Here is a 21010-nt window from a genome sequence, read left to right as displayed (position 1 = left end):
GTTCATGCTGCAGGTGCGAAAAAATAAAAATTAACCATTTTTGCTAAGGAAGAATTTACAGCCTTGGCCTTAAGGGAGGGGGCGTGTTGCGATGGGAATAAAGTCCTGCCACATCACGCAATTTCCCCTCTATAAGAAAGCATTCACATGTTCGCTCGTATTATGATGGCGGCCAGCCTACTGGTCGCGGTTGCGACTGTTGCAACGCCGAAAAACAGCTTTGCTGCCGGGGCCTCTGATTGGCAAATGGCCGTTGCCCGCACCATCGCCGATAAGCAGGTATATCCCCGATCCGCTTTGATGCGTCAGATGGAAGGGACGGCCAAGGTGAAAATGACCGTGGACCGCACCGGGGCCATCAAATCTTATGAAGTGGTGCAGGCCACCGGGGTTCGCGTTCTGGACAATGAAGTCGAGCGCCTGATGGAACGGGTGAATCCCCTTCCCAAGCCGCCAAGCGATATGGGCGATGAATATTTGACATTCATCCTGCCTTTAAGCTGGGCGTTACAATAAGCCAAGCACGCTTTTTGGCTGAAAAGAAGCAGGCGGCACAGTTTGTGCCGTCTTTTTTGTGCAGATCGCACGGCTTTGGAGGCGGCCTGTCTTAAAATCCCGGCGGTTTTTCATAAAGGTCGGGCAGATTGTTTTCATATAAAATCACATCGCCATTTTGCGCATGGGCCTTGATCCAGTTTTGCGCATCCTCTTGCCGGTTAAAGCGCAAAAGTTGGGCATGGGACGGTTTTTGCGCTTCAAAAGCGGCCACAAAGGACGGGATTCTTTCCGGCGTGACCACCAGCGCAATATCCACATGGCGGGCGGCCAGTTCGCCCAGCTTGTGATGCTCTTCTTCGTGCTTTTCCCCCAATTCCACCATGCCGGGGGTGATCAGGATACGCCGTCCGTCCTTGGCTTTTAAAATGTCCAGCAATTCCAGACCGGATGCAAAGCCCGATGGATTGGAATTATAGGCATCGTCGATAATGGTGATGTCGCCAGACCGGACCACCTCCAGCCGGTGGCGGCTTTGGGGGGCCGAGGAAAGGGCGGCGCGGATCGCATCGATCGGCATGCCAAGGCTATGGGCAGCGGCGGTGGCCGCCATGATATTATGGGCCTGATGCAAGCCATAAAGCGGTGCATGCAATACCACTTCGCCCATATCATCCCCAACAATTTCAAGCCGCACCCCATCGGGCGTTTGATCGGCAGATACCAACCGCAAAGTGCAGTCTTTATCGCTGCCGACACATATGAAAGGCATTCCATCCGAAAGGCGCTTTTTCAGCAGATGGCCGGGGATGGCATCTTGATTGACGATTGTGGTGCCGCCGGACTGTGCCACCGCATCGGCCAGCTCAAATTTTGCATCAAACACCGTTTCAATCTGCTTGAAACGTTCATAATGCGCCCAGCCGATGGCTGTGATCACGCCCAGTTTCGGCGGTGCCAAGCGGCATAGCCGGGCGATGGAACCGGGCCCATAGGCACCCATTTCAACGATAAAATAGCGGTGCTCGGGCTCTAATTGTTCCCGCACCACACGGGTGATGCCCATTTCCGTATTCACGCTGCCCGGCGTTGCCAATGTGGGGGCGGCGCTGGACAGGATATGGGCAAGGATCGATTTGGTAGAGGTTTTGCCGTAGCTACCGGTAATGCCGATAATATAAGGATCAAGCCGCCGCAGCTTTTGGCGGGCTTCTTCCAGAAAGCGGGCTTTGACGCGGTTTTCAACGGGCTGCAATGCGGCATTGGCCAGCATGAGAAAATAGGGGGAGGCTTGTGCCAGAACCACAATGGCAATCAGGCTTGCTGCAAGATCTGATGTGGGCGCCCCAAAACGGACCCCGGCATATATAAGGCCGGTCAAAAGCGCGGAAAACAAAATATGAAGCTGTAAAATGCGCTTGGCCCGATCGGTCATCACCAAGGGCTTTTTGGCCTGCAAAAGGCTGCGGCGGCTGCGGCGGATGCCGTCTAGAAGCCCGATGATCAAAGCCGCCCAGCCCAGCGCTTCAAGCCAGAAAAAGCCATAGCTGAGGCCAAAGCATAGTCCCCCTGCCACCAGCGCAAAAATCGAGGTGGCGCGGTCCCGGCCATGATGGGCGGACAACCAGTGCCGGAAGCGCTTGGCATCATATTCTTCTTGTTGGAAGTACATCAGATAGGCTTTGCCGCGCTGATGGGCAAAGACAAGGCCAAGAAGGGCCGTCAGGATCAGCGCTGCACTATATGGGAAAAACGCCGTGGTCATGAACTATGTCGCTCCAGAAATCGGTCGATCAGGGTTTGGCACTGCCAGATGCCGCGCCCCAGAATATCCAGATGGCCAAAGCCTTTAAGGCAATGATACTCCGCTCCGGAAATCAGGGCCGCGTATTTTTCACCGATTTCAGGCGGTGTGGCATCATCCAGGGCACCATAAATCAGCAATGTGGGGCAGCGAAGGCTTTGGGCCTGTTCGCTGAGATCTTCGTTGACGGCGGATAAGAAGGTGGGGCGCAGATCTCCGGCCTTGCGGTAATCGGCACTGCCAAAGCGTGCGGCATAGGCGGCGGCCAGCTTTGTGCCAAACAGCCGGTCGCAGGCCCGCGCCGCCTTGCCCATCATGCGCAAGAAAAAGGCACGGATGCGAAAGCTTAAAGACCGCCGCCGCTTCAATCCCGCTCCGGCGATCAAGATCACTGCGGCCACCTTGTCGGGATATCGGGCGGCATATTGGATCGCCACGCGCCCTCCATAGGAATGGCCGACCAGAATACGCTTTGGCCCCGAATCAAGCCACTGATGCAGGGCATCGGCATAATCGGCGGTGCCTGCCCCTTTCGCCAGCATGGGGGTGTTCCCAAAACCGGGGAGATCGACCACCCGATTGCGGGCCTTGGCTGTAAACAGCCCCGCCAGCCCCATCAGGCTTGCCCCCGTTTGCCCCCAGCCATGCAACCAAAGGATTTCTGTTGCCGCAACCTTGGGGGCGGGAAGCGGGTGCTCGAACCAGCCTCGGTCAGTCACGGCCAAAGATCCGGGCATTGCCGGTGGCGGTACCGGTTTCCCCCTTTTCCGCGCGGCTAAGGGCGATGCCTTCTTCTACGATGGTGCGGCTAAGGTCGGTGAAGGTCAGGGGGTCTTGGGCGGCTTGCCACAGGAAATAGGAAAAGGAACCGGGGATGGAATTGACTTCATTCAACCATAATTCTCCGGTTTTGGCGTTGCACAGAAAATCGATACGCACGGTGCCTGCCAGATCCAGCAGATCAAAGGCGGTGCTGGCCGCACTGCGGATCAGGCTGTCTTGCCCTTCGCTCAGTTCCGCAGGGTTCAGCTCTCTGTTCAGCGAGGCCATACCGTCGCTTGGGGCTTCATCAAGTTTCGGCGTGCCTTTGCTGCCTGCCCGGTACTTGGTATTGAAATCCAGCATATCGCTGCCATTGAGCGGCTTTTCTATGGCCGATGTGATCACCTGCCCGTTTTTGCGCATGACGGCGATATTATATTCCACCAGATCGGGCACCAAGGGTTCGATCAAAGCGCCTGTATCCATACGGAAAATGCTGGATAAGGCGGCATCCAGCCCATCGGCATCGCGGGCAATGGTCACCCCGACGCTGGAACCAAGGTGGCGCGGCTTCACGATCACCGGGAACATATCGGCGCCCAGCTTTGCTTCCATTTGCGGCAAGATAGCATCGCGTGAAAGGAAGGTCCCGGCTGCGGGCTTTTCCACCAGAATATGGGGCAAAAGCGGAATATTGCGGGTTTTCAGTGCTTCTTTGGTGACATGTTTGTCCATCGTGGCCGCGGCCCCCAATGGCCGGCATCCGGCATAAGGAATACCGGCAAAAGACAGCAAGCCTTGCAAGCTGCCATCCTCGCCATTGGAACCGTGAATGGCGGGCACCATCAGATCGAACGGAATAGTGATGATCTTGTTGCCCAAAAGGCCTTTTTGGCTGGACATCAGATGCGGGCGGCCACGAATGGAGGTGCCAAGGGGAAGGGTGACAGGGGTTAGCCGGGCGCGCGTCTCGGCGCTGTGGGGATAAAGGCTGCGCTTTAAAAGCAGGTCGCCGGTCCACCATTGGCCATCCGGGTCCACATAAAGGGGCAGACCTTGATAGCGGGACTGATCCAGCGCATCGAGAAACTGCAAGCCTGTGAGAATACTGACATCATGTTCAACGCTGCGACCGCCGAAAATGACAGCGATTATAAGCTTTTCTTTCGTCATAAAGGTCCTGCCGGGAATTCCTGATCCGGTGCGATTAGGGCACCATAAAGAGGCATCTTCTGGGCATCATAGGGGCAAGGCTCACGGGCCGTAAACGCATAAACGCCTGTGTTGGCCTCTTCTTTGTCATGTATTCGCCGCCCACAGCCATATGGGGATGTTACGAAAGCATTGTTTTGTGTGCCGTTTTTGCATCGGATGATGCGGCCCGATGCGCCAAAAGCGGCAGGCGTATGGTGGCGCAAAGTCCTTTATCGGGGACGTTTTCAAGCGATAGGCTGCCCCCGTGTTTCTGGATGAGTGAATGGGCTATGGACAATCCCAATCCCATACCCCCTACGCCGGATATATCGCTGCGATTGCCCCGCCAAAATCGTTCAAACACCAAAGGCAGGTCCGCTTCTGCAATGCCGGGGCCTTGATCGATGATCTGGGCAATGGCATCGCGGTTTTCTTGAGAGAGGTGTATCTCTATTACGCTGTTTTCGGGCGAGAATTTTATGGCATTGCCGATAAGATTCAGCAAAACCTGCAACAGGCGGTGCTGGTCTGCCTCGACATAAATGGCAGTGTCATGCGAGGAGATCACAAGTCGGATATTTTTGGCGTCTGCTCTTGGCTTGCTCATAGATAAAGCTTCTTCCGCCAGAGTGCGCAGGTTCAGGGATGTTTTTTGCAAAGGACGCTCTTCGCCGGTGAGCGACGCCATGTCTAAAAGATCACCAACAAGGGACAGCAGATGGCTGCCCGCCGAATGGATGTTTTGCGCATAATCGCGGTATTTTGCCTGCCCGATAGGCCCCAATTCTTCTCGCGTCAAAAGTTGTGAAAACCCGATGACTGCGTTCAAGGGGGTGCGTAATTCATGGCTCATATTTTGCAGGAATTGCGTTTTGGCTTCGCTCATATTTTCGGCGTGCAAACGGGCTTCATTCAGCGCCTTTGTGCGCTCCAGAACACGCTGTTCAAGCATGTCATTGATCCGTATCAGGTTGTCTTCAGCCCGTCGCCGTTCGGCATTTTCCTGTACCAGTTCCATGGTGCGATGCCGGACCGTTTCTTCCAGTTCCCGGCGATGGCGTTCGATGGATTTTTTGGCGCGGCGTAATTCATCGATGGCCGTCCCCAATGTGTAGGAGGCCAAAGTCAGGATCATGGTGAAAAGCTGGAAAATATAGATGTCGGTGCGGCTGGAAATAAACCGGGTACTCTCATCCAGATAAAGGACGGAGGCCAAACCGGATATGGCAATGGTTGTCGCCACAAGAACTGCGGCGCGAAAGCCATGCCGCAGCACGGCCCACAATACCGGGATCGCATTCAGGAATAATAGATTGTAAGTTTGGCCAAAACTGGAAAAGAACACCAGATAGACCACACAGACAAGTAAGCTTCCCCCGACAAAAAGATCGAAAAGAAAAAGTAAATTTTTCTTTAGAAACCGGATATTCTGGCGCAGCACGGTTTGGATACCGTTCCGGGCCAATAAGGTCAGGGCCGGGATGAAAATGACCAGCATGAACGGCGTTACGATTGAAATGCCGATCACATCCCCCAGCATCCATTCTGCCAGAGAAGGAAAAAACACCGAACTGGGGTGCAAGCCGGAAGAAATCCAGAATCCGATGATGCTGATACCAGCCAGAGTCGAGGTTAAAAGCGTTCCCACACCGAAATGGGCCAGCACCTGCAGGGTCCAGGGGCGAGAGATGGGTTCGATATGTTTGTGCAGATATTGTGCGCCCGCCAAAGATGCGATGCTGTTTAAAAGGGGGGGCAAAATCGTATAGATAGTGAACGCCCCGTTTTCCCAGATCAATAAATTGAGCGCCAGATAGCCAAAAGCCACAAGCGGCAGGCTTTTTGGCCCGTAATACAGCATGAATGCTAAAGTAAAGCCGATGGATGGATACCAAGTGGTGACATTCAAAGGCGTTTGAAAGGCTTTTGCATGGGCATCAAAAAAGGCATGGACAAGAAGATAAGCCGCTATCAGTAAGCCACATTGCCACCAGCTTTTGGGCCAGGGCTTTCCCCATTGCCATTGGGAATGCCGGGCAAAAAGGTCAAAAGGCCGGAATATGGCCGCAACCATCCGGGGACTGTCGATGGAGCGTGACGGCCTTTTTGTTTCCATGCCCTTGCCTTCTATTCTAATCTCTATGGCATTCGTTATCTAAAAAACATTTGCCTTCATTGATCAAACACGCTTTGCAAGAAGGGCCATAACCTTCTTGTTGGCCCATTCGCCGGGATGGGCGCGATGAATGTGAGGCGGCGTGCAGTTTTGACAGCAGTTGAATAGGAAACCCCGTGCGTTCACTTCTATATAATACAAGTTTCTATATCCTTACGCTGGTCTGGGCGACAGGGTTGTTGATCACCTTGCCCATGCGTGGCCGCAAACCTCTGGCCTATGGCATTTGGTTATGGACATGTATGGTTTTGTGGTTGTTGCGGGTGGTGGCCGGAATCAAGGTGGACGTGCGCGGCACCGAGCATTTACCCAAAGACACGGCGTTGATCATTGTGTCCAAACATATGTCCGATCTTGATCCGATCGTGACCTATAATGTGGCTCCCAATATGACAGCACTGGCGAAGAAAGAGCTGTTCCGGATTCCCGTTATCGGCCTTTTGTTGCGCAAGCTTAAAGTGGCCCGGATCGACCGTCAATCAGGCACGGCCCATCAGGAAATGCCCCGTGTGGTGCGCAATATCCGGGAAGGCAAACGGCCTTTGGTGGTGTATCCTGAAGGCACGCGCGCCCGCGTTGGTGAAAAGAAACGACTGAAAAGCGGGGCATTTTATTTGCAGGAAGACGGGGTATTACCCGCTATTCCGATGGCCACCAATTCCGGGCTGCATTGGCCCAAGGGCCGGTTCCGGAGAATGCCGGGAACGGTGGTCTATGAAATCGGGGCGCCGCTTGCCCATACAAAAAACAAAGCGTCCTTCATGGCAGAGGTGGAAGAAAAAGTGATAATGCGCTCTGAACAATTGATGCAAGAAGATCCTGTCTATTCAAAAGGATAAGATGCTTTTCCAAAGCATTGCCAGAAAGGGCAGAGGTCACGCTCTCGTGATGATGGGGGTGGGCTGCCTTGCGGATCGCCGTTGTGATGCATAGTAACAAGAAGGGCTGCATATTGGACCGTGTGGCTGGATGCGTATTCCCCATGCGGTGTGTATCAAAGAAAACCCGGAAAGATTGACGATTATGAACAAGACGTTGAAAATCAATCCTTCTGCTCTTTTCGACGTGGCATCCGGGCTGATCGAACGCCAGCGCAGCTATGGCGCCGTGCCCGATATTCATATGGAAGAAGCGGGCCTTTTTCTGGATGAATGTTTGGGCCTGCTGTTTCCGCAAATGGCCCGCCAGCGCCCCAAATCCCCGCGTGAGGTGGAAGCGCGCCTAATCCAGATGATCGGGAAATTGCGCTATACTTTGTGCGAGGTGATGCCCGAACAATGCACACGGGCCGAAGGCATTGCCATGCGGTTTGCCATGGCGCTGCCAAAAATTGCCGATCAGGTGCGCCTTGATGCACAAGCCGCGATGGATGGCGACCCGGCAGCGGGTTCTCTGGATGAGGTGATTCTTGCCTATCCCAGCGTTTATGCGGTTGCCAGCTATCGGCTGGCCAATCTTCTGGTCCATGAGGATGTGCCGCTTTTGCCGCGTCTGATGGGGGAATATGCCCATCGCTTGACTGGCATTGACATCAATCCCGGTGCCACCATCGGGCAGGGGCTCTTTCTGGATCACGGCACCGCCATTGTGATCGGTGAATCGGCTATAATCGGCAATAATGTAAAGATTTATCAAGGTGTTACGCTGGGCGCTTTAAGCGTCAAGCGGACATTGCGCCATGTGAAACGCCACCCGACCATCGAAGATGATGTGGTGATCTATGCCAATGCCACGATTTTGGGTGGAGATACGGTCATTGGCCGTGGATCGGTGATTGGTGGCAATGTGTGGGTGACCAAAAGTGTGCCGCCGGGAAGCCGGGTGATGTACCGCTCGGTGGGGTGGCAGGGCCTGTCGGAGCCAGAGCCGGAACGGGCAGACGATTTTACCATTTGACGAAGCGGTGCCCAGATTTATGGGTGCCAAAATGACCGGAAGATGAGAGGAAACCAATTATGCGCGCCAACAGCATTCTCGATACTATCGGCAATACGCCTCATGTGCGGATCAATCGCCTGTTTGGTGACAACCATTCTGTGTGGATCAAGCAAGAACGGGTGAATCCCGGCGGGTCCATCAAGGACCGCATTGCATTGTCCATGGTAGAGGCTGCGGAAAAATCCGGTGCTTTGAAGCCCGGTGGCGTGATCGTTGAGCCCACATCGGGCAATACGGGCATTGGCCTTGCGATGGTGGCGGCTGTGAAGGGCTATAAGCTGATCCTTGTCATGCCGGAAAGCATGTCCATTGAACGGCGTCGCCTGATGCTGGCTTATGGTGCGGAATTTATTTTGACGCCGCGTGAAAAGGGCATGTCCGGGGCCATCGCCCGCGCCAGTGAATTGGTGGTGGAAACTCCCGGTGCGTGGATGCCGCAGCAATTTGAAAACCCGGCCAATATCGCCGTCCATCGGGAAACCACCGCCAAGGAAATCCTCGCCGATTTCTCCGACGGCCTTGATTATGTGATCACCGGCGTTGGCACCGGCGGCCATATTGGCGGTTGTGCCGAGACATTGAAGAAATCCATGCCCGATTTGCAGGTTCTCGCGGTGGAGCCCGATGGTTCTCCGGTGCTGTCTGGCGGCAAGCCGGGCCCGCACAGCATCCAAGGGATCGGCGCCGGCTTTATTCCCGAAATTCTGGATGTGTCCTTGCTGGATGGCGTGGTGCAGGTAACGCCAGCCGAAGCCATGGATATGGCCCGCCGTGCCGCCCGTGAAGAAGGCATGTTGGTTGGTGTTTCATCGGGTGCCACTTTGGCGGCCATTGCCAAAAAGCTGCCCGATATGGACCATGGCAGCACGGTTCTCGGATTCTGCTATGATACCGGCGAACGCTATTTGTCGATCGAAGGCTTTTTGCCCACCGATTAATTCACTTCATTCGGTGAAGTAGCTGAGCTGCCAGACCATCTCGCTATCATCCAAAGGATAGGTTTCGCCGTTTTTGGCCGCCACAAGCTGAGACGGCGAAACCAACGCCAGTTCCGTTTGAATCTGAAAGGCTGTGCGCATGCTGAGGCCCGCTTTCCAGGCAAGGGCCGTGACCGCGCGCCCGCTTTTGGAATGCAGGATCTGCCGCACCACTTTGGCATCTATGTCGGCCATGACCCCAAGGCATTGAATCAATAATTCGCGCTGGTTGTTTTCGATGCCGTTCACGATGAATGCATCGTCCAACATTCCGCGTGCATGATAATCGCGGGCCTGTTCCAAAAGCCTTTGCGCTTCCGTGTCGTCCACCCGTTCGGACATGATGCGCGCCCGCACCCGCTCCAGAATATTCTCGGCGGCGCTGTTTTCCAAAGCATTGGCATTGATCATATGATGCACAAGGGCGCTGGCCACAAAGCCGGCAATGCGTTTCATCGCGCGGATCGACAGGGATGGACGCATGGCAAGGGGGCGATGCAGGCTTTTCACCTCGCGGGCCTGGTCGATAATGCTGTCCAGCGTTTCTTCGCGGATTTGGGCATTGGGATTGGCCAAAAGGGCGGCCACGGCAGGAATTTCCAGTGTTGCGGCCACATCATCGGCCAGGTCTTCGCTGACAGTTTCGCGCCGTGCCACAGAAACCAACGCATTTTCCGTCAGCCCGGCGGCGATGATTTCCTTCAGATCGTCATCATTCAGGAGCGGCGAATATTCAAGGATCGGGCAGGCGACGGTTTCTTCCACATCGCGGGCCAATTGCAGCACCACGGATTTGGGGACGGCTGTGGAATTCTTGATCTCTTCAGCCAGAATAGCGCGCACTTTGGGCAGGCTGTCTTGCGCCAATCGTTCGATCACTGTGCAGATGCGGGTGCGCAGTTTTTCCTGTTCCAGATCGGGCAGGCCGGGCACAAGGCGGGCGATTTTCCGTGCCAGTTCAACGCGCACCTCTTCATCCGGATCGGTTGTGAGAATCATATCCGCCTGATGGGGCGTATTGTCATTGGTCGCCACCTTTTTGCGCACCTGACGATCCGCATCTTCCGCCAGATAATAAAGCACTTCGGGGCGGGTTTTCGTATTTTCCGCCAAGGCCCGGCGGTCGGCCACGGCACCGGCTTCCAGCAGGCGGCGGGCTTCCAGATAGCGCTGGTCCTTTTGTGCTTTTTGCGCAGGCTGTTGGGGTGTGCGCTGCGCCGGTGCGTTTGGGCCGGTATCGTTATTTCCTGTCATATCATCGGCCTTGGCTGTTGGTATCGGGCATGCCGGGATAAGAGCGCGGTTCGGCAACAACGATGGTGGAGCGCCCGTTTTTCTTGGCCTTATAAAGCGCTTCATCGGCGGCATCCGCCAGCATGTCGGGGGTTTCGATGAATTCCGGTGCGGTTTGGGCAATGCCGATCGACATGGACAAGGGCGAGGCGGGATCACCCGCCGCTTTGCGCAAGTTAGGCACCTGCGCCAATAAGCTATGGGCTTTGTGATGGGCGCCAGCCAGATCGGTATCTTCCAGCCACAGGCCGAATTCATCGCCACCAATCCGGCCTTCCAGATCACCGACCCGGCTTTGTTCACGCATCAATTGACCCAGCTTGCGAAGGACGGCATCACCGGCTGCATGGCCCAGTCTGTCATTGACCTGTTTGAAATAATCCAGATCAATGAACAAGAAACAGCCCTGACGGCGGCTGCGCTTTTGATGGCCCAGACGCTTTGCCATTTCTTCAAACAACGCACGGCGGTTTAACAGTCCGGTCAGATCATCGACCCGTGACAGAATACGCAGCTTGCGCATCATCTCTGCCTGTTTCAACGCAATGGCCAAATGGCCTGTAATGCCGTGGATCAGTTCCACTTCATGGGCGCGCCATGGCTCGGTCATGGTGTCGCGGGAAAAAGCCAAAGTGGCGGAAATACCTTGTGCCAATCCTGCCGTAGCAATCAAACAATTGGCATGGTCTCCTTGGCCCAATTCCACAAAGGCATCCTCGTCGCTTTCATGGCCGGGGCGTTCCAGCGCTTTGATGGCCAATTGGACAAGCGGTGTGTCTTCGGGGCTGCGATTGATCGTGTCTTCATTGTCGGCATCGCGGCGGCGTAAGGCCCAGGCCTTGTCGGTGCGCAGGGCCTGAGCCGCTGCAGCGCTTGCCGAACTCAAAATTTCCAAGGGGTCTGCTTCGGTGCGGATATCCAGAACAATGCGTGCCAGCAGGCTTTGGCGGGCCTGATCCAGCTTTAAGGCTTTATCCCGTTCATGTTCGCGGGTGATATCGCGGGCCACACCGCGTGCGCCCCGCCAATCGCCCTGGGCGTCAAAAACCGGCACGCACGACACCAAGAGCAAAACCGATTCACCCTGTTTGTTGCTGGCCCAAACCTTTGTCGCTTTTTGGGGGATACGGGTGGAAAAAACGATGCTGGTATCTTCGGGGGCCAATTTCAGCAAGGATTGGGCGCTGCGGCCATTCATATCCTGTGCCGACCACCCCAGAGCCCCCATGGGGCTCACATAGGAAAAGGTTCCATGGGCATCGGTTTCCCACCCAAAATCGGCGGAACAATGCATCAGATCCTTGTATAGATCGCGGCTTTTCAAAAGGGCGCGGGTGAGATTGGTTTCAAAGGTGACATCCCGTGCCGTGATCAGCAGATGGTCACCGCCAAAGGGCGTGGCCTGTACCTCATAGGCTTGGTGGTCCGCTTCATCCTCGCCCAGCGTGATCCGCCCGCCAACCGGCGCACCACATGCCGCGGCACTGAAGATCAGGCCGCGCAGATCGGGGTCGCGCGCTTTCATGGCTTCGGCCAGAATGGCGGCATCGGGATTATGGTCGATCACTTTGCCGCTGGCATGCACAAGCATGGCGGGACCGCTGGCGCGCGCGATCAAATGGCGGGCATCTCTGTCTTCGCCCTTGAAGGCGGAGACGTCGGTCGCCACTTTCGTTGAGATATCAGGTGCATTCATAGTACGGAAAATACGCCGCCTGTTCTTAAAACCGGCTTAACTTGATGAGGACCTTGTGAAAAAAACAGATCGAAACATCCCTGCCGGTCAGGCGGGCTTATCGGTGCCGCCCCGACTTTGTGGCATCGAAACATGGGTTTTTGATCTGGATAACACGCTTTATAGCCCGGATTGCGATCTGTTCAGCCAGATTGACGTAAAAATGAGCGGCTTTGTGGCGGACCTTCTGGGCCTGGATCTGATCGAGGCCCGCAAACTGCAAAAGCAGTATTTCCTGACTTATGGCACCACTTTGCGCGGCTTGATGGATAATCACGGGGTGCGGCCGGAAGATTTTCTGGATCATGTGCATGATATCGATGTGTCGCCGGTGCCGCCCGATCCGCATCTGGCAGAGGCTTTGGCCGCTCTTCCCGGCCGCAAGCTGGTGTTTACCAATGGATCGGTCCCCCATGCCGAGCGGGTGATGAAGCGGCTGGGCATCGACCATCTGATGGAGGATGTGTTCGATATTGCCGCTGCCGATTATCATCCCAAGCCCGCCGCCATTACCTATGATCGCTTTCTCCGCCATTATGGGGTGGAGGCCAAAAAAGCTGCGATGTTTGAAGATATGGCCCGCAATCTGGTGCCAGCTGCGGCATTGGGCATGACCACTGTGTGGTTGAAAACCGCTTATCAATGGGGGCATGTGGACCATGTAAAAGCGGCGGTGCACCATGAAACGGATGATCTGCTGGGCTTTTTGCGCGCCCAATCCGGGGATTTGAAGGGCTAGGGGCACCCCTTTCCCGATGCTTCACCTTGACTATGCTTGGCGGCAATACAGAAAGCTATTTCATGCTGCAATGATCAGATCAAACATGATCTTGGCACCGGGCTGGGGCAGGGCGCTAATGCCGATGGCGGAACTGCATGGACGCCAACCTTCGAGATAGCGCCCCATTTCTCGCCCATCGAAATCATCTGTATAAAATGAGACGATTCGCACGATTCGATCCTTGCCTACATTTAGGGCCTGTAAAATGCGATCGATATTGCGCGTTGCCATGCGGACCTGTTCTCCAAAATCGTTGGGCAAAGGCACATTTTTTTCCGTTTCTTCTAAGTCTGCTGCCGTGATTCCTGATAAAAAAATGAGATCAGATTGGGCATCGACCCGAATGCCCGGCGCAAAAATCATGCTGTCCGCAAGTTTTGGGCGCGTGTGTATGATTTCAAGGTCGGTCATGTCTGCGGTGCTCCTGTCTTTGCGGGCTGGGCGTGGCGCAATAGCGATGGCTTCCAGCTCCAATAAGGAGTTGGGGGCGCTTAATTTTCGGATCTCTACGAAAGAAAGTGCCGGGCTCCAGCCTTGAAAGTGCTGATTTAAGACTTTCCGGATAACCTTTTGGTCAGCCATATTTTGTTGGTAACAAATAAGGCTGGTTATGTTGGTCCATTCCAGGCCTTCCACCCGCAGCACCTCATATAGGTTACGTAAGGCCATATGCGTTTGCGCCTCCGCGTCGGAGGGTAAGACTTCATCCTGAGGCACATGAGGGTGGCGGTGATAGAGGTCGAGAGCCGCAGTTCCCGATAAAAAAATGAGATTGGCCTCCTCTTCGATTTTGGCCTGCACGGCTGCAGCATGATCAGGTCTTTTCGTTTGGGAGGGTGTTGCGGCAAAAGCCACAACACCATTCGTTGTCAAAGTAAGAGATCCAAGGGCGAGACCAGCCAGGAAACGGCGTCTGTTAGGGGGCGTTGTCATTTTAACGTTCCTTTCTGGATAGCCACTTACATCAGAAATGATAACTGATGTTCGCGCCCCATGTGCGTGGCCTGCCGAACATGGACGGGCGATCAACCGTATTGGGTTGAGGCGGACCGACATTGAGTATCTCTTCTTCTTCAAAGAGATTTTGAACCCAAAGACTTGCTATCCACCGATTATCTGCAGACTCCCAGCTTAGCCGTGATCCGAAGATATTGGCGTTGGGGCGCAGACGCATGGGCTTGTCACTGCCGATCTGTGTCAGCTCACGATTGATAATATCGTCCCATGCATCGCCGCGCCCCCGGTAATCACCGCGCAGAGTCAGGACCGATCCATCCTCGAGATCGAAGGCATATTCTGCGGCGATGGTTGTCGTCCATATGGGTGCATTATCTAGCCGGAAACCATCGGTAGGGTCGGGAATGCCGTCGCCTGTGATGTCCACATCAGTGGTTAATTGCGGATCTTGTAAGGCTCCGCCGATTTCTAGGCGCAGATTGGGCGTGATAAGAAATGTGCCTTCCACTTCCAAACCGATGGTGCGGGCACCGCCAGCATTCGTGATGATCTGGAAAAATCCTTGCTCTGTGTTACGGAATTGGAGCAATTGCAGATCATTATAATCCAACAGGAAGGCCGTCACACTGAGGCGGGCGCGATTGCCAAAGCTTCCCCGCCAGCCAATTTCATAATTGTTGGAAGTCTCTTCGTCGAACGAAATTTCAGCGGCTTCTGCCGAAGGTGGTTCGACTTGGAAACCGCCCGCTTTGTAACCCTGAGAGAACAGAGCATAAAACATATGATCATCGTTTAATTGGTATTCCAGCGATGCTTTTCCCATCAAGTCTTTCCATGTGTCATTGACAACGACAGGGGTTGAAAAGCCAACAGGATTCGCGGCGTCGCCGCAAGTGAACTGGAAAGGCGGGTCAAAATTACAGCCTTGGATCTGGGCAATGGGGCCGCCAAAACCGAAGGCGGTGTGTACGATTGTACCGTCTTTTTCATCACGGGCCCAGCGGGCGCCCACAGTCACGTTCAGCTTGCTAGTCAGGTCGTAGCTCAGTTCACCAAAAATGCCGATGCTGTCTGTTTGGGTGGTGGTGAACTTGGTGTCTCGTGTATCGGGGCGCCCTGCGCCACCATTTTGGAAAAACTGATTTTCACTAAACCAGTCGTGGTCGTCGGAAAGATACATGAAGCCAGCAAGCCAGCGCAGGCGACTGTCTGTACTATGATTGTCGATGCGGATTTCTTCTGTAAAAATATCCGCCGCCTGAACGCCGCGCTGAAACAGCACATTCTCAGGTGTGCCGTGGGCATCTTGAAGTTGATCAACATCCCCATCTACATAACCTGTGACTGAGGTGATGTTGTAGCCTTCGGCGATTTCCCACGCGATTTCCCCCGTAAGATTGACCATCTCACGGTCGATAAAGAAATCTCCTTGCGAGATTTCTGTTTTCCAAGGGTCACAGGGATCGAAAAAAGTGGTGGCCCATGCGGGATGGCCGGGAGGGGCGAATTGATCGAGTAACGCAACATCCGACCCGGCAATAACCTGCGGAATTTCGCAATTACGCGACCGACGGACCGGCGCTTCATCGTCATCTTTGTTATATTCGGCTTTGAAATAAAGGCTGAGACGATCAGTGGGGTGGAACAGCAAGGAACCACGGATGGAAAAATTTTGCTGTCCATCAAGTCCTTTTCCTGTGGATACAGATTCCGTATAGCCATCGAACGTATCAAAATTGTAGGCGACCCGCGCGGCGAGTTTTTCGGATAAAGGCACATTAATATAGCCATCGGTTTCATAGCGTTCGTGGCTTCCCGCCCCTGCGGATATGCGGCCGCTGAAATCAAATGTGGGGCGCTGTGTCACTAAGTGCACCAGTCCGGCTGACGCGTTGCGGCCAAAAGATGTGCCTTGGGGGCCGCGGAGAACTTCCACCCGTTGCATGTCAAACATGGCTGGGTTTTTTAAGATATCCTTTGAAATTGGCACATCGTCGATCACAGTCAGGATGGCAGATTCCAAAGAGCTGCCTTCCGTGCGCGAGCTAATGCCGCGAATGCTGTATTCGGGCTGAGTTTTGTTGAAACCGACAAAGGTGGCTCCGGGTGTAAACTGGATCACATCGTCAGCGGTGTTGATGCGCTGCTTGACCATGTAGTCGGCTGTCATGGCTGTAACGGAGACGGGGGCATCTTGTACCCGCCTTGCATAGCGCTGAGCGGTGATGGTGATTTCTTCCAGCCCAAAAATAGCGGCATCTTCGGCTGGTTCTGTATTCGTTTCTGTCGGTGCAGACGTTTGCGCATAGGTGGATGTTCCCAGTAAGCACAGGCTGATTGCGGATGCAGAAACACCGGCCATTATGGTTTGTAAAACGGCATAGTCCTTTTTCTTTTTGCTAGGCATCGAAAATCCTCCCCAGATTTCTATGTCTTTCAGGCGTTGGCCGTATCCGATCCAAATTATTCTCAGAGTGGGTGATGGATAAAGCAAACGTTTGCCTTACTACGATATTCCATGGGGTTTGGCTTGGCAATGCCATATTCCATCAGAAAAAGTAGAATTAAAGTGTGAACCAGGAAGAAATGCTGGCCCAGATTAGGCGCATTTCCATCAGGACAAAGATAAACAATAAGAATCGGCGGAAGGTGTTTGCTGAAATGAGTCGTGATAATTTCACGCCAAATTGAAGAGACAACATCACTGGGATCAAGGCGACAAGCCCCTCGACCAAACGGCCAGCGGTAAACAATCCCTGAACCACCATGGCGCTTGTTTGCATAATGGAAAAGGCTGTGAACGACAGGGACATGGAGAAGATGAAGGCCCGTTGGTCTAGTCCAATCCCATGCAGAAATGGTGTGATAATAGGGGCAGATATGCCAGTCGCGCCTTGCATTGTTCCTGAGGCGAAACCAAAAAATGGAGCGAGTTTTTCTGCGCCGCGTAAGCGGAAATCGGGCTGTGTAAAAGTGAGAACAAGATAAAGTCCAAGCCATGTGGCAAGGATTCGTGTGAGCGTTAGGTCATTGGTTACGGCAAGAAGCCACGTACCAACCACGCCGCCAATCATTCCGAAAAAAAGGAAGGGGCCAAGAGCGCGGGCGGGTGGGGCATGGTGCCGATGCACCCAAATAAGCCAGCCATTGGAAGCAACGCTTGGGATCACCATGATCACCACCGCATGCTCCACACCGACTATGGCCGAGAGCAAAGGAACTGCCAAAAGTGGGAGGCCTATCCCTGTTACACCTTTGGCGATGCTCCCCAAACTGAGGGAAAGCACCACCATTAGAAGAAAAAGGGGATCTGTCATGGGAGACCCATGTTTGAGGAAGGCTGTTTACGAAGCTATATCTCTTTTGGATTTTTGAAAGAACGAGATAATTGCATATGTAATTGATAAGCCAAACAGAATTATCCCGGCCGTTTCAAAAACACTGGATGGGTCTTCTGGGTCGATGAAGGGTTCAATCAGCACGGGCGATGCAAATTGGCCAAGGAACATGGCCGTCGTTACGAGTCCAATACCAAAACCGCGCCGGGCTCCTGTTACTTCCGACAACATCCATGCACTTTGTGTCGGCACGATCAATCCGAATCCACAGCCGGCAATGGCCATCGCTGCCAGCAACAGCGGGTAATTAGGCGTGACGGAAACCAGCCAATAGCCCAAGCCCATTAAAGCAAAAATCAAGGTGAAAATAGTCACGTAGCTGAGGCGTTCCTTGAAGCGATAAAAAACAACAGCAATGCCGGCACCGGCCAGATTTGCCAGAGCAATAGCAAAGCCGACCTCGCCTGGCGATCCGGCAAAGCGCTCGGGAATGAAGAAGGGGATTTGCACCAGCGTCATGAAAAATAGCACAGAGGCCATAAACGCAGAAATGAGAATGAAGCCTACTTTTGGAATGGAAATAGGGGGGGCTATGGCTTTGGAAGCAGAACTTGGGGTAGTGGCGTCCGGTTTTTTGGGATCGTACAGACTGAAAATTGCACCGGGCAAAGCGAGAAAGGCAAGGGCATAGCCCCAAAAGGGAATGCGCCAGTGAATATCCGCTAGATAGCCTCCCAAAAGTAAAAACAGTACGCCGCCAAATTTCATCGCCGAGCCTTGCCAGCCGATGAACCGGTCCCGCTCTTTACCGGTGAAATAATCACCTACCATGGCCACTGTTAAGGTTTTGATGGCTGCAATAGACACGCCGAGAAAGAGGCGGCCAATGAATAATTCGGTCAATGTTGAGGCGAAATAACCCGACATTCCAGAAAAAGCGAATAAAAACAGGGCTGCGATCAATAGCTTGCGACGGCCCCAAATATCGCTGGCCCAGCCCATGAATGGTGAACACAAGACGATCATCAGAGCCGGGGTGGAAAGCAGAATGAATTTGATCAGATAGCGAATGCTGACCGTATCGGTAGTGAAAGACAACAGACTGACAAGAAAGCGCCCCGACGGGTCGCTCTCCATCTGACCTTTGAAATGAGTGGCAATATCGTGCATTGCTGGCGACACCATTGGCGTCGCCAGCAGGGCAAGGGCCGTGGCGAGCAACAGCGAAATTTTTCCGTATCCGGTGATCGTGCGCGGGTTACTCATAGGGCTGCCTTCCGGTTTTGAGTGAAGAGGGGGCTTAGTTCTTTTTAGTAAGCCCATCTGTTACCGGGATATTTTCCGAGGTTAACTGCAGCCCTGATGCCTTTGCCTGCAATTCCAGAAGTGCCCCAAAATCAATATCTTGATACCCATTGCCGATCATACTTTGTACGATTTCTCGTGTTAGTGCTGTCAAAGGTTGTGGCACGCCAAAGGTCCGGCCAGCGCTTAGGCCCAAATCAAGATCTTTTTTCAGCAATGCCGGGGTGAAAGTCGGCTTCCAGTCCAGATTGACAAAGGCAGGGGTTTTGTAACGGGTGAAAACGGAGCCCATGACACTCTTGTTGATAAAATCAAGGAAAGCGTGGCGCTTTACGCCACCTTTTTCCGCTAGAATAGTGATTTCCGCCAAGGACTGGGTAACAACGCCAAGAAAAATATTATGGCAGATTTTTACCATGCGTGCGAGTTCACCGTCCCCAACATAAGACACGCCTTCTCCCAGACAATCGAGCAGGGGATGAACGGTTTGAAACGCCTGTTCCGGGCCGGACGCGACGATGGATAGCATGCCGGCTTCCACCACTTTGGCATTTCCTGAAACTGGAGCTGCAATCATTTGCGCGCCGCGGTCTGCCAGATCCTTACGCACATCGGCCGACCCTTCCGCCGAAACACTAGAGCAATCCACATGAATAGAGGGGGTTTGGGTTTTGTCGGATAGCACGCCTTGGTCACCAGATATGACCTGCTTGAGATCCGCAGGGCCAGAGACCATTGAGAAGGTGATGTCGCATGAGGCAAGGTCGCGTGGGTTATCGACCAGGGTTGCACCGAGTTTGCCTAAAGGTTCCGCCTTGGCGCGGGTGCGATTGTAAACCGACACATCATAGCCTGCGTGGATCAAACGTCGGGCCATCGCAAACCCCATGCGACCTGTCCCGATCCAACCGATTTTCAGGGATGTCTTTTCCTGCCCCGACATAGATCTACCTTTCTATCTATTTTCATTTTCATGGGGTCAGCAATCCAGTTCTTACGTACTTTAATAGGATGGATGACCTCTGATCTTTCATTTCCTTGCGTTTGCGGTTGCGCAAACCTTTGCGTAGATATAACTGCAAAGAAAAAAATGTGCAAGTATCAACGAATATATTTGTGTTAACAAAAGGGAAATTTGACCGTTTCGGAAAATCCTTTATGTAAGGAAAGAGGATGAGGCGCACTTTCTTGCGCGGAATTGTATGGGGACGAAATGATGGCGCGAGCACGAACAACTTTGCGGGATGTGGCGCAAAAGTGTGGCGTCCATCTTTCAACTGTTTCACGCGTTCTCAACCGCAAGGAAGGCTATGCGATTTCAGAAGAAGTCGCCGATAAAATACGCAAGGCCGCAGCCGAATTGGGTTATAAAACGAACCCCTTTGCTTATTCCTTGCGGGTAAACAGGTCTTTTACAGTGGGGGTTTTGGTTCCTGATTTGTCCAACCCCGTTTTCCCACCGATCATTCGCGGCATCGAACACCGTTTGGCACACTCCGGCTATACGGCCTTTTTAGGTGACACCGATAATAAGGTAGAAGAAGAACACCGCATTATTGAACGGATGAAAGGGCGGCAGACTGATGGCTTGATTCTGGCGACAGCCCATCGCTCCGACGATCTGATTAAAACCTGTATAGCAGAGGGGTATCATGTGGTTTTGATCAATCGTTCGGTCGAAGATACGGCCGTTGCCTCTGTCATTAATGATGATGCGGCCGGGATTGAAATGGCGGTTCGCCACCTTTTGGAACTGGGGCACCGGCAGATCGCTCATGTGGCAGGCCCGCAGGAAATTTCAACAGGCTATCAGCGTTATCTTGCCTTTCTAGATGTCATGAGAAAGCAAGGCCTGGAGCCGGATGAAGAGCTTGTGGCTTTTTGCCATGCTTATTCGGAAGATGAAGGTAAGTTAGCCCTTACTCGAATTTTTGAAAGCGGCAAGCGGTTCACGGCTGTTGTTGCCGCTAATGATCTGCTAGCGCTTGGATGTTACGATGCGATCGAGCAGCAGGGGTTGACTTGCCCTGATGATATCTCCGTGACGGGCTATAATGACATGCCATTTGCCAACAAGTTCAAGCCGCCTTTGACCACCATTCATATCCCCCTTTATCAGATGGGGGAACGGGCGGCTGAAGCGGTGTTGACAATGATTCAGGGCCCGCTATCCCAGCCGCAAAAGATCACTGTTCACCCGGAACTGGTTTTGCGTGGATCAACGGGCCCGCGAGGTTAGGCTACGCGCCTTAGGC

Annotated in this window: 17 protein-coding genes; 6 read left to right on the top strand and 11 right to left on the bottom strand. The window is 53.6% G+C overall.

Going from position 1 to position 21010, the window contains the following annotated elements; all coding sequences use genetic code 11:
- The first annotated feature begins 147 nt into the window (after window positions 1–147).
- Complete coding sequence (locus IEX96_RS06325; RefSeq protein ID WP_150004888.1) at window positions 148–516, top strand: energy transducer TonB; 369 nt, start codon at window positions 148–150, stop codon at window positions 514–516.
- Window positions 517–607: 91 nt separating this feature from the next.
- On the opposite strand, the gene IEX96_RS06320 is transcribed toward IEX96_RS06325, so the two are convergent.
- The 4 genes from IEX96_RS06320 to IEX96_RS06305 form a co-directional block, all read right to left on the bottom strand.
- Window positions 608–2260: a UDP-N-acetylmuramoyl-tripeptide--D-alanyl-D-alanine ligase gene (locus tag IEX96_RS06320; protein WP_150004889.1), complete on the bottom strand. Its 1653-nt coding sequence runs from the start codon at window positions 2258–2260 to the stop codon at window positions 608–610.
- Window positions 2257–3018 carry an alpha/beta fold hydrolase gene (locus IEX96_RS06315; RefSeq protein WP_188873641.1) on the bottom strand — a complete coding sequence of 254 codons (762 nt, stop codon included), beginning with the start codon at window positions 3016–3018 and terminating at the stop codon, window positions 2257–2259. The genes IEX96_RS06320 and IEX96_RS06315 overlap by 4 nt, the downstream gene beginning before the upstream one ends.
- Complete coding sequence (locus tag IEX96_RS06310; protein ID WP_150004891.1) at window positions 3011–4234, bottom strand: D-alanine--D-alanine ligase; 1224 nt, start codon at window positions 4232–4234, stop codon at window positions 3011–3013. Before IEX96_RS06310 ends, IEX96_RS06315 begins: the two co-directional genes overlap by 8 nt.
- A gap of 160 nt (window positions 4235–4394) precedes the next feature.
- Window positions 4395–6371 carry a sensor histidine kinase gene (locus IEX96_RS06305; protein WP_188873640.1) on the bottom strand — a complete coding sequence of 659 codons (1977 nt, stop codon included), beginning with the start codon at window positions 6369–6371 and terminating at the stop codon, window positions 4395–4397.
- Window positions 6372–6547: 176 nt separating this feature from the next.
- On the opposite strand from IEX96_RS06305, the gene IEX96_RS06300 reads away from it, so the two are divergent.
- From IEX96_RS06300 to cysK, 3 genes are all read left to right on the top strand, one after another.
- Complete coding sequence (locus tag IEX96_RS06300) at window positions 6548–7270, top strand: lysophospholipid acyltransferase family protein (RefSeq protein ID WP_150004893.1); 723 nt, start codon at window positions 6548–6550, stop codon at window positions 7268–7270.
- Window positions 7271–7454: 184 nt separating this feature from the next.
- Window positions 7455–8327 carry a serine O-acetyltransferase gene (locus tag IEX96_RS06295; protein ID WP_229773571.1) on the top strand — a complete coding sequence of 291 codons (873 nt, stop codon included), beginning with the start codon at window positions 7455–7457 and terminating at the stop codon, window positions 8325–8327.
- Between the two features lie 59 nt (window positions 8328–8386).
- On the top strand, window positions 8387–9307 hold the full coding sequence (gene cysK, locus IEX96_RS06290) for a cysteine synthase A (protein WP_188873639.1): 921 nt from the start codon (window positions 8387–8389) through the stop codon (window positions 9305–9307).
- Window positions 9308–9313: 6 nt separating this feature from the next.
- Here cysK and IEX96_RS06285 read toward each other — a convergent pair whose 3' ends face one another.
- Complete coding sequence (locus IEX96_RS06285) at window positions 9314–10600, bottom strand: DUF2336 domain-containing protein (protein WP_188873638.1); 1287 nt, start codon at window positions 10598–10600, stop codon at window positions 9314–9316.
- Window position 10601: 1 nt separating this feature from the next.
- Window positions 10602–12335, bottom strand: a complete 1734-nt coding sequence (locus tag IEX96_RS06280; protein WP_150004895.1) for a sensor domain-containing diguanylate cyclase — start codon at window positions 12333–12335, stop codon at window positions 10602–10604.
- Between the two features lie 55 nt (window positions 12336–12390).
- Between IEX96_RS06280 and IEX96_RS06275 the strand changes: the two genes are divergently transcribed.
- Window positions 12391–13113: a pyrimidine 5'-nucleotidase gene (locus tag IEX96_RS06275; protein WP_229773570.1), complete on the top strand. Its 723-nt coding sequence runs from the start codon at window positions 12391–12393 to the stop codon at window positions 13111–13113.
- A 60-nt stretch (window positions 13114–13173) separates the two neighbouring features.
- Here IEX96_RS06275 and IEX96_RS06270 read toward each other — a convergent pair whose 3' ends face one another.
- From IEX96_RS06270 to IEX96_RS06250, 5 genes are all read right to left on the bottom strand, one after another.
- A complete protein-coding gene (locus IEX96_RS06270; RefSeq protein WP_188873637.1) occupies window positions 13174–14088 on the bottom strand; it encodes a RidA family protein in 915 nt (304 codons plus the stop codon).
- A gap of 31 nt (window positions 14089–14119) precedes the next feature.
- Complete coding sequence (locus IEX96_RS06265) at window positions 14120–16606, bottom strand: TonB-dependent receptor (protein ID WP_150004897.1); 2487 nt, start codon at window positions 16604–16606, stop codon at window positions 14120–14122.
- A 70-nt stretch (window positions 16607–16676) separates the two neighbouring features.
- A complete protein-coding gene (locus IEX96_RS06260) occupies window positions 16677–17429 on the bottom strand; it encodes a sulfite exporter TauE/SafE family protein (protein WP_150004898.1) in 753 nt (250 codons plus the stop codon).
- A 27-nt stretch (window positions 17430–17456) separates the two neighbouring features.
- Entirely contained in the window at window positions 17457–18716 is a 1260-nt protein-coding gene (locus IEX96_RS06255) for an MFS transporter (RefSeq protein ID WP_188873636.1), read from the bottom strand.
- A gap of 34 nt (window positions 18717–18750) precedes the next feature.
- Window positions 18751–19698, bottom strand: a complete 948-nt coding sequence (locus IEX96_RS06250) for an NAD(P)-dependent oxidoreductase (RefSeq protein ID WP_150004900.1) — start codon at window positions 19696–19698, stop codon at window positions 18751–18753.
- A 303-nt stretch (window positions 19699–20001) separates the two neighbouring features.
- On the opposite strand from IEX96_RS06250, the gene IEX96_RS06245 reads away from it, so the two are divergent.
- Complete coding sequence (locus IEX96_RS06245) at window positions 20002–20994, top strand: LacI family DNA-binding transcriptional regulator (RefSeq protein ID WP_229773582.1); 993 nt, start codon at window positions 20002–20004, stop codon at window positions 20992–20994.
- Window positions 20995–21010 lie beyond the last annotated feature (16 nt).

Origin of the sequence: Iodidimonas muriae (assembly GCF_014647255.1) — a bacterium.
Lineage (GTDB): Bacteria > Pseudomonadota > Alphaproteobacteria > Sphingomonadales > Rhodothalassiaceae > Iodidimonas > Iodidimonas muriae.
The sequence above is the reverse complement of the archived record's forward strand: the minus strand, read 5'-3'. Positions and strand labels throughout refer to the sequence as shown.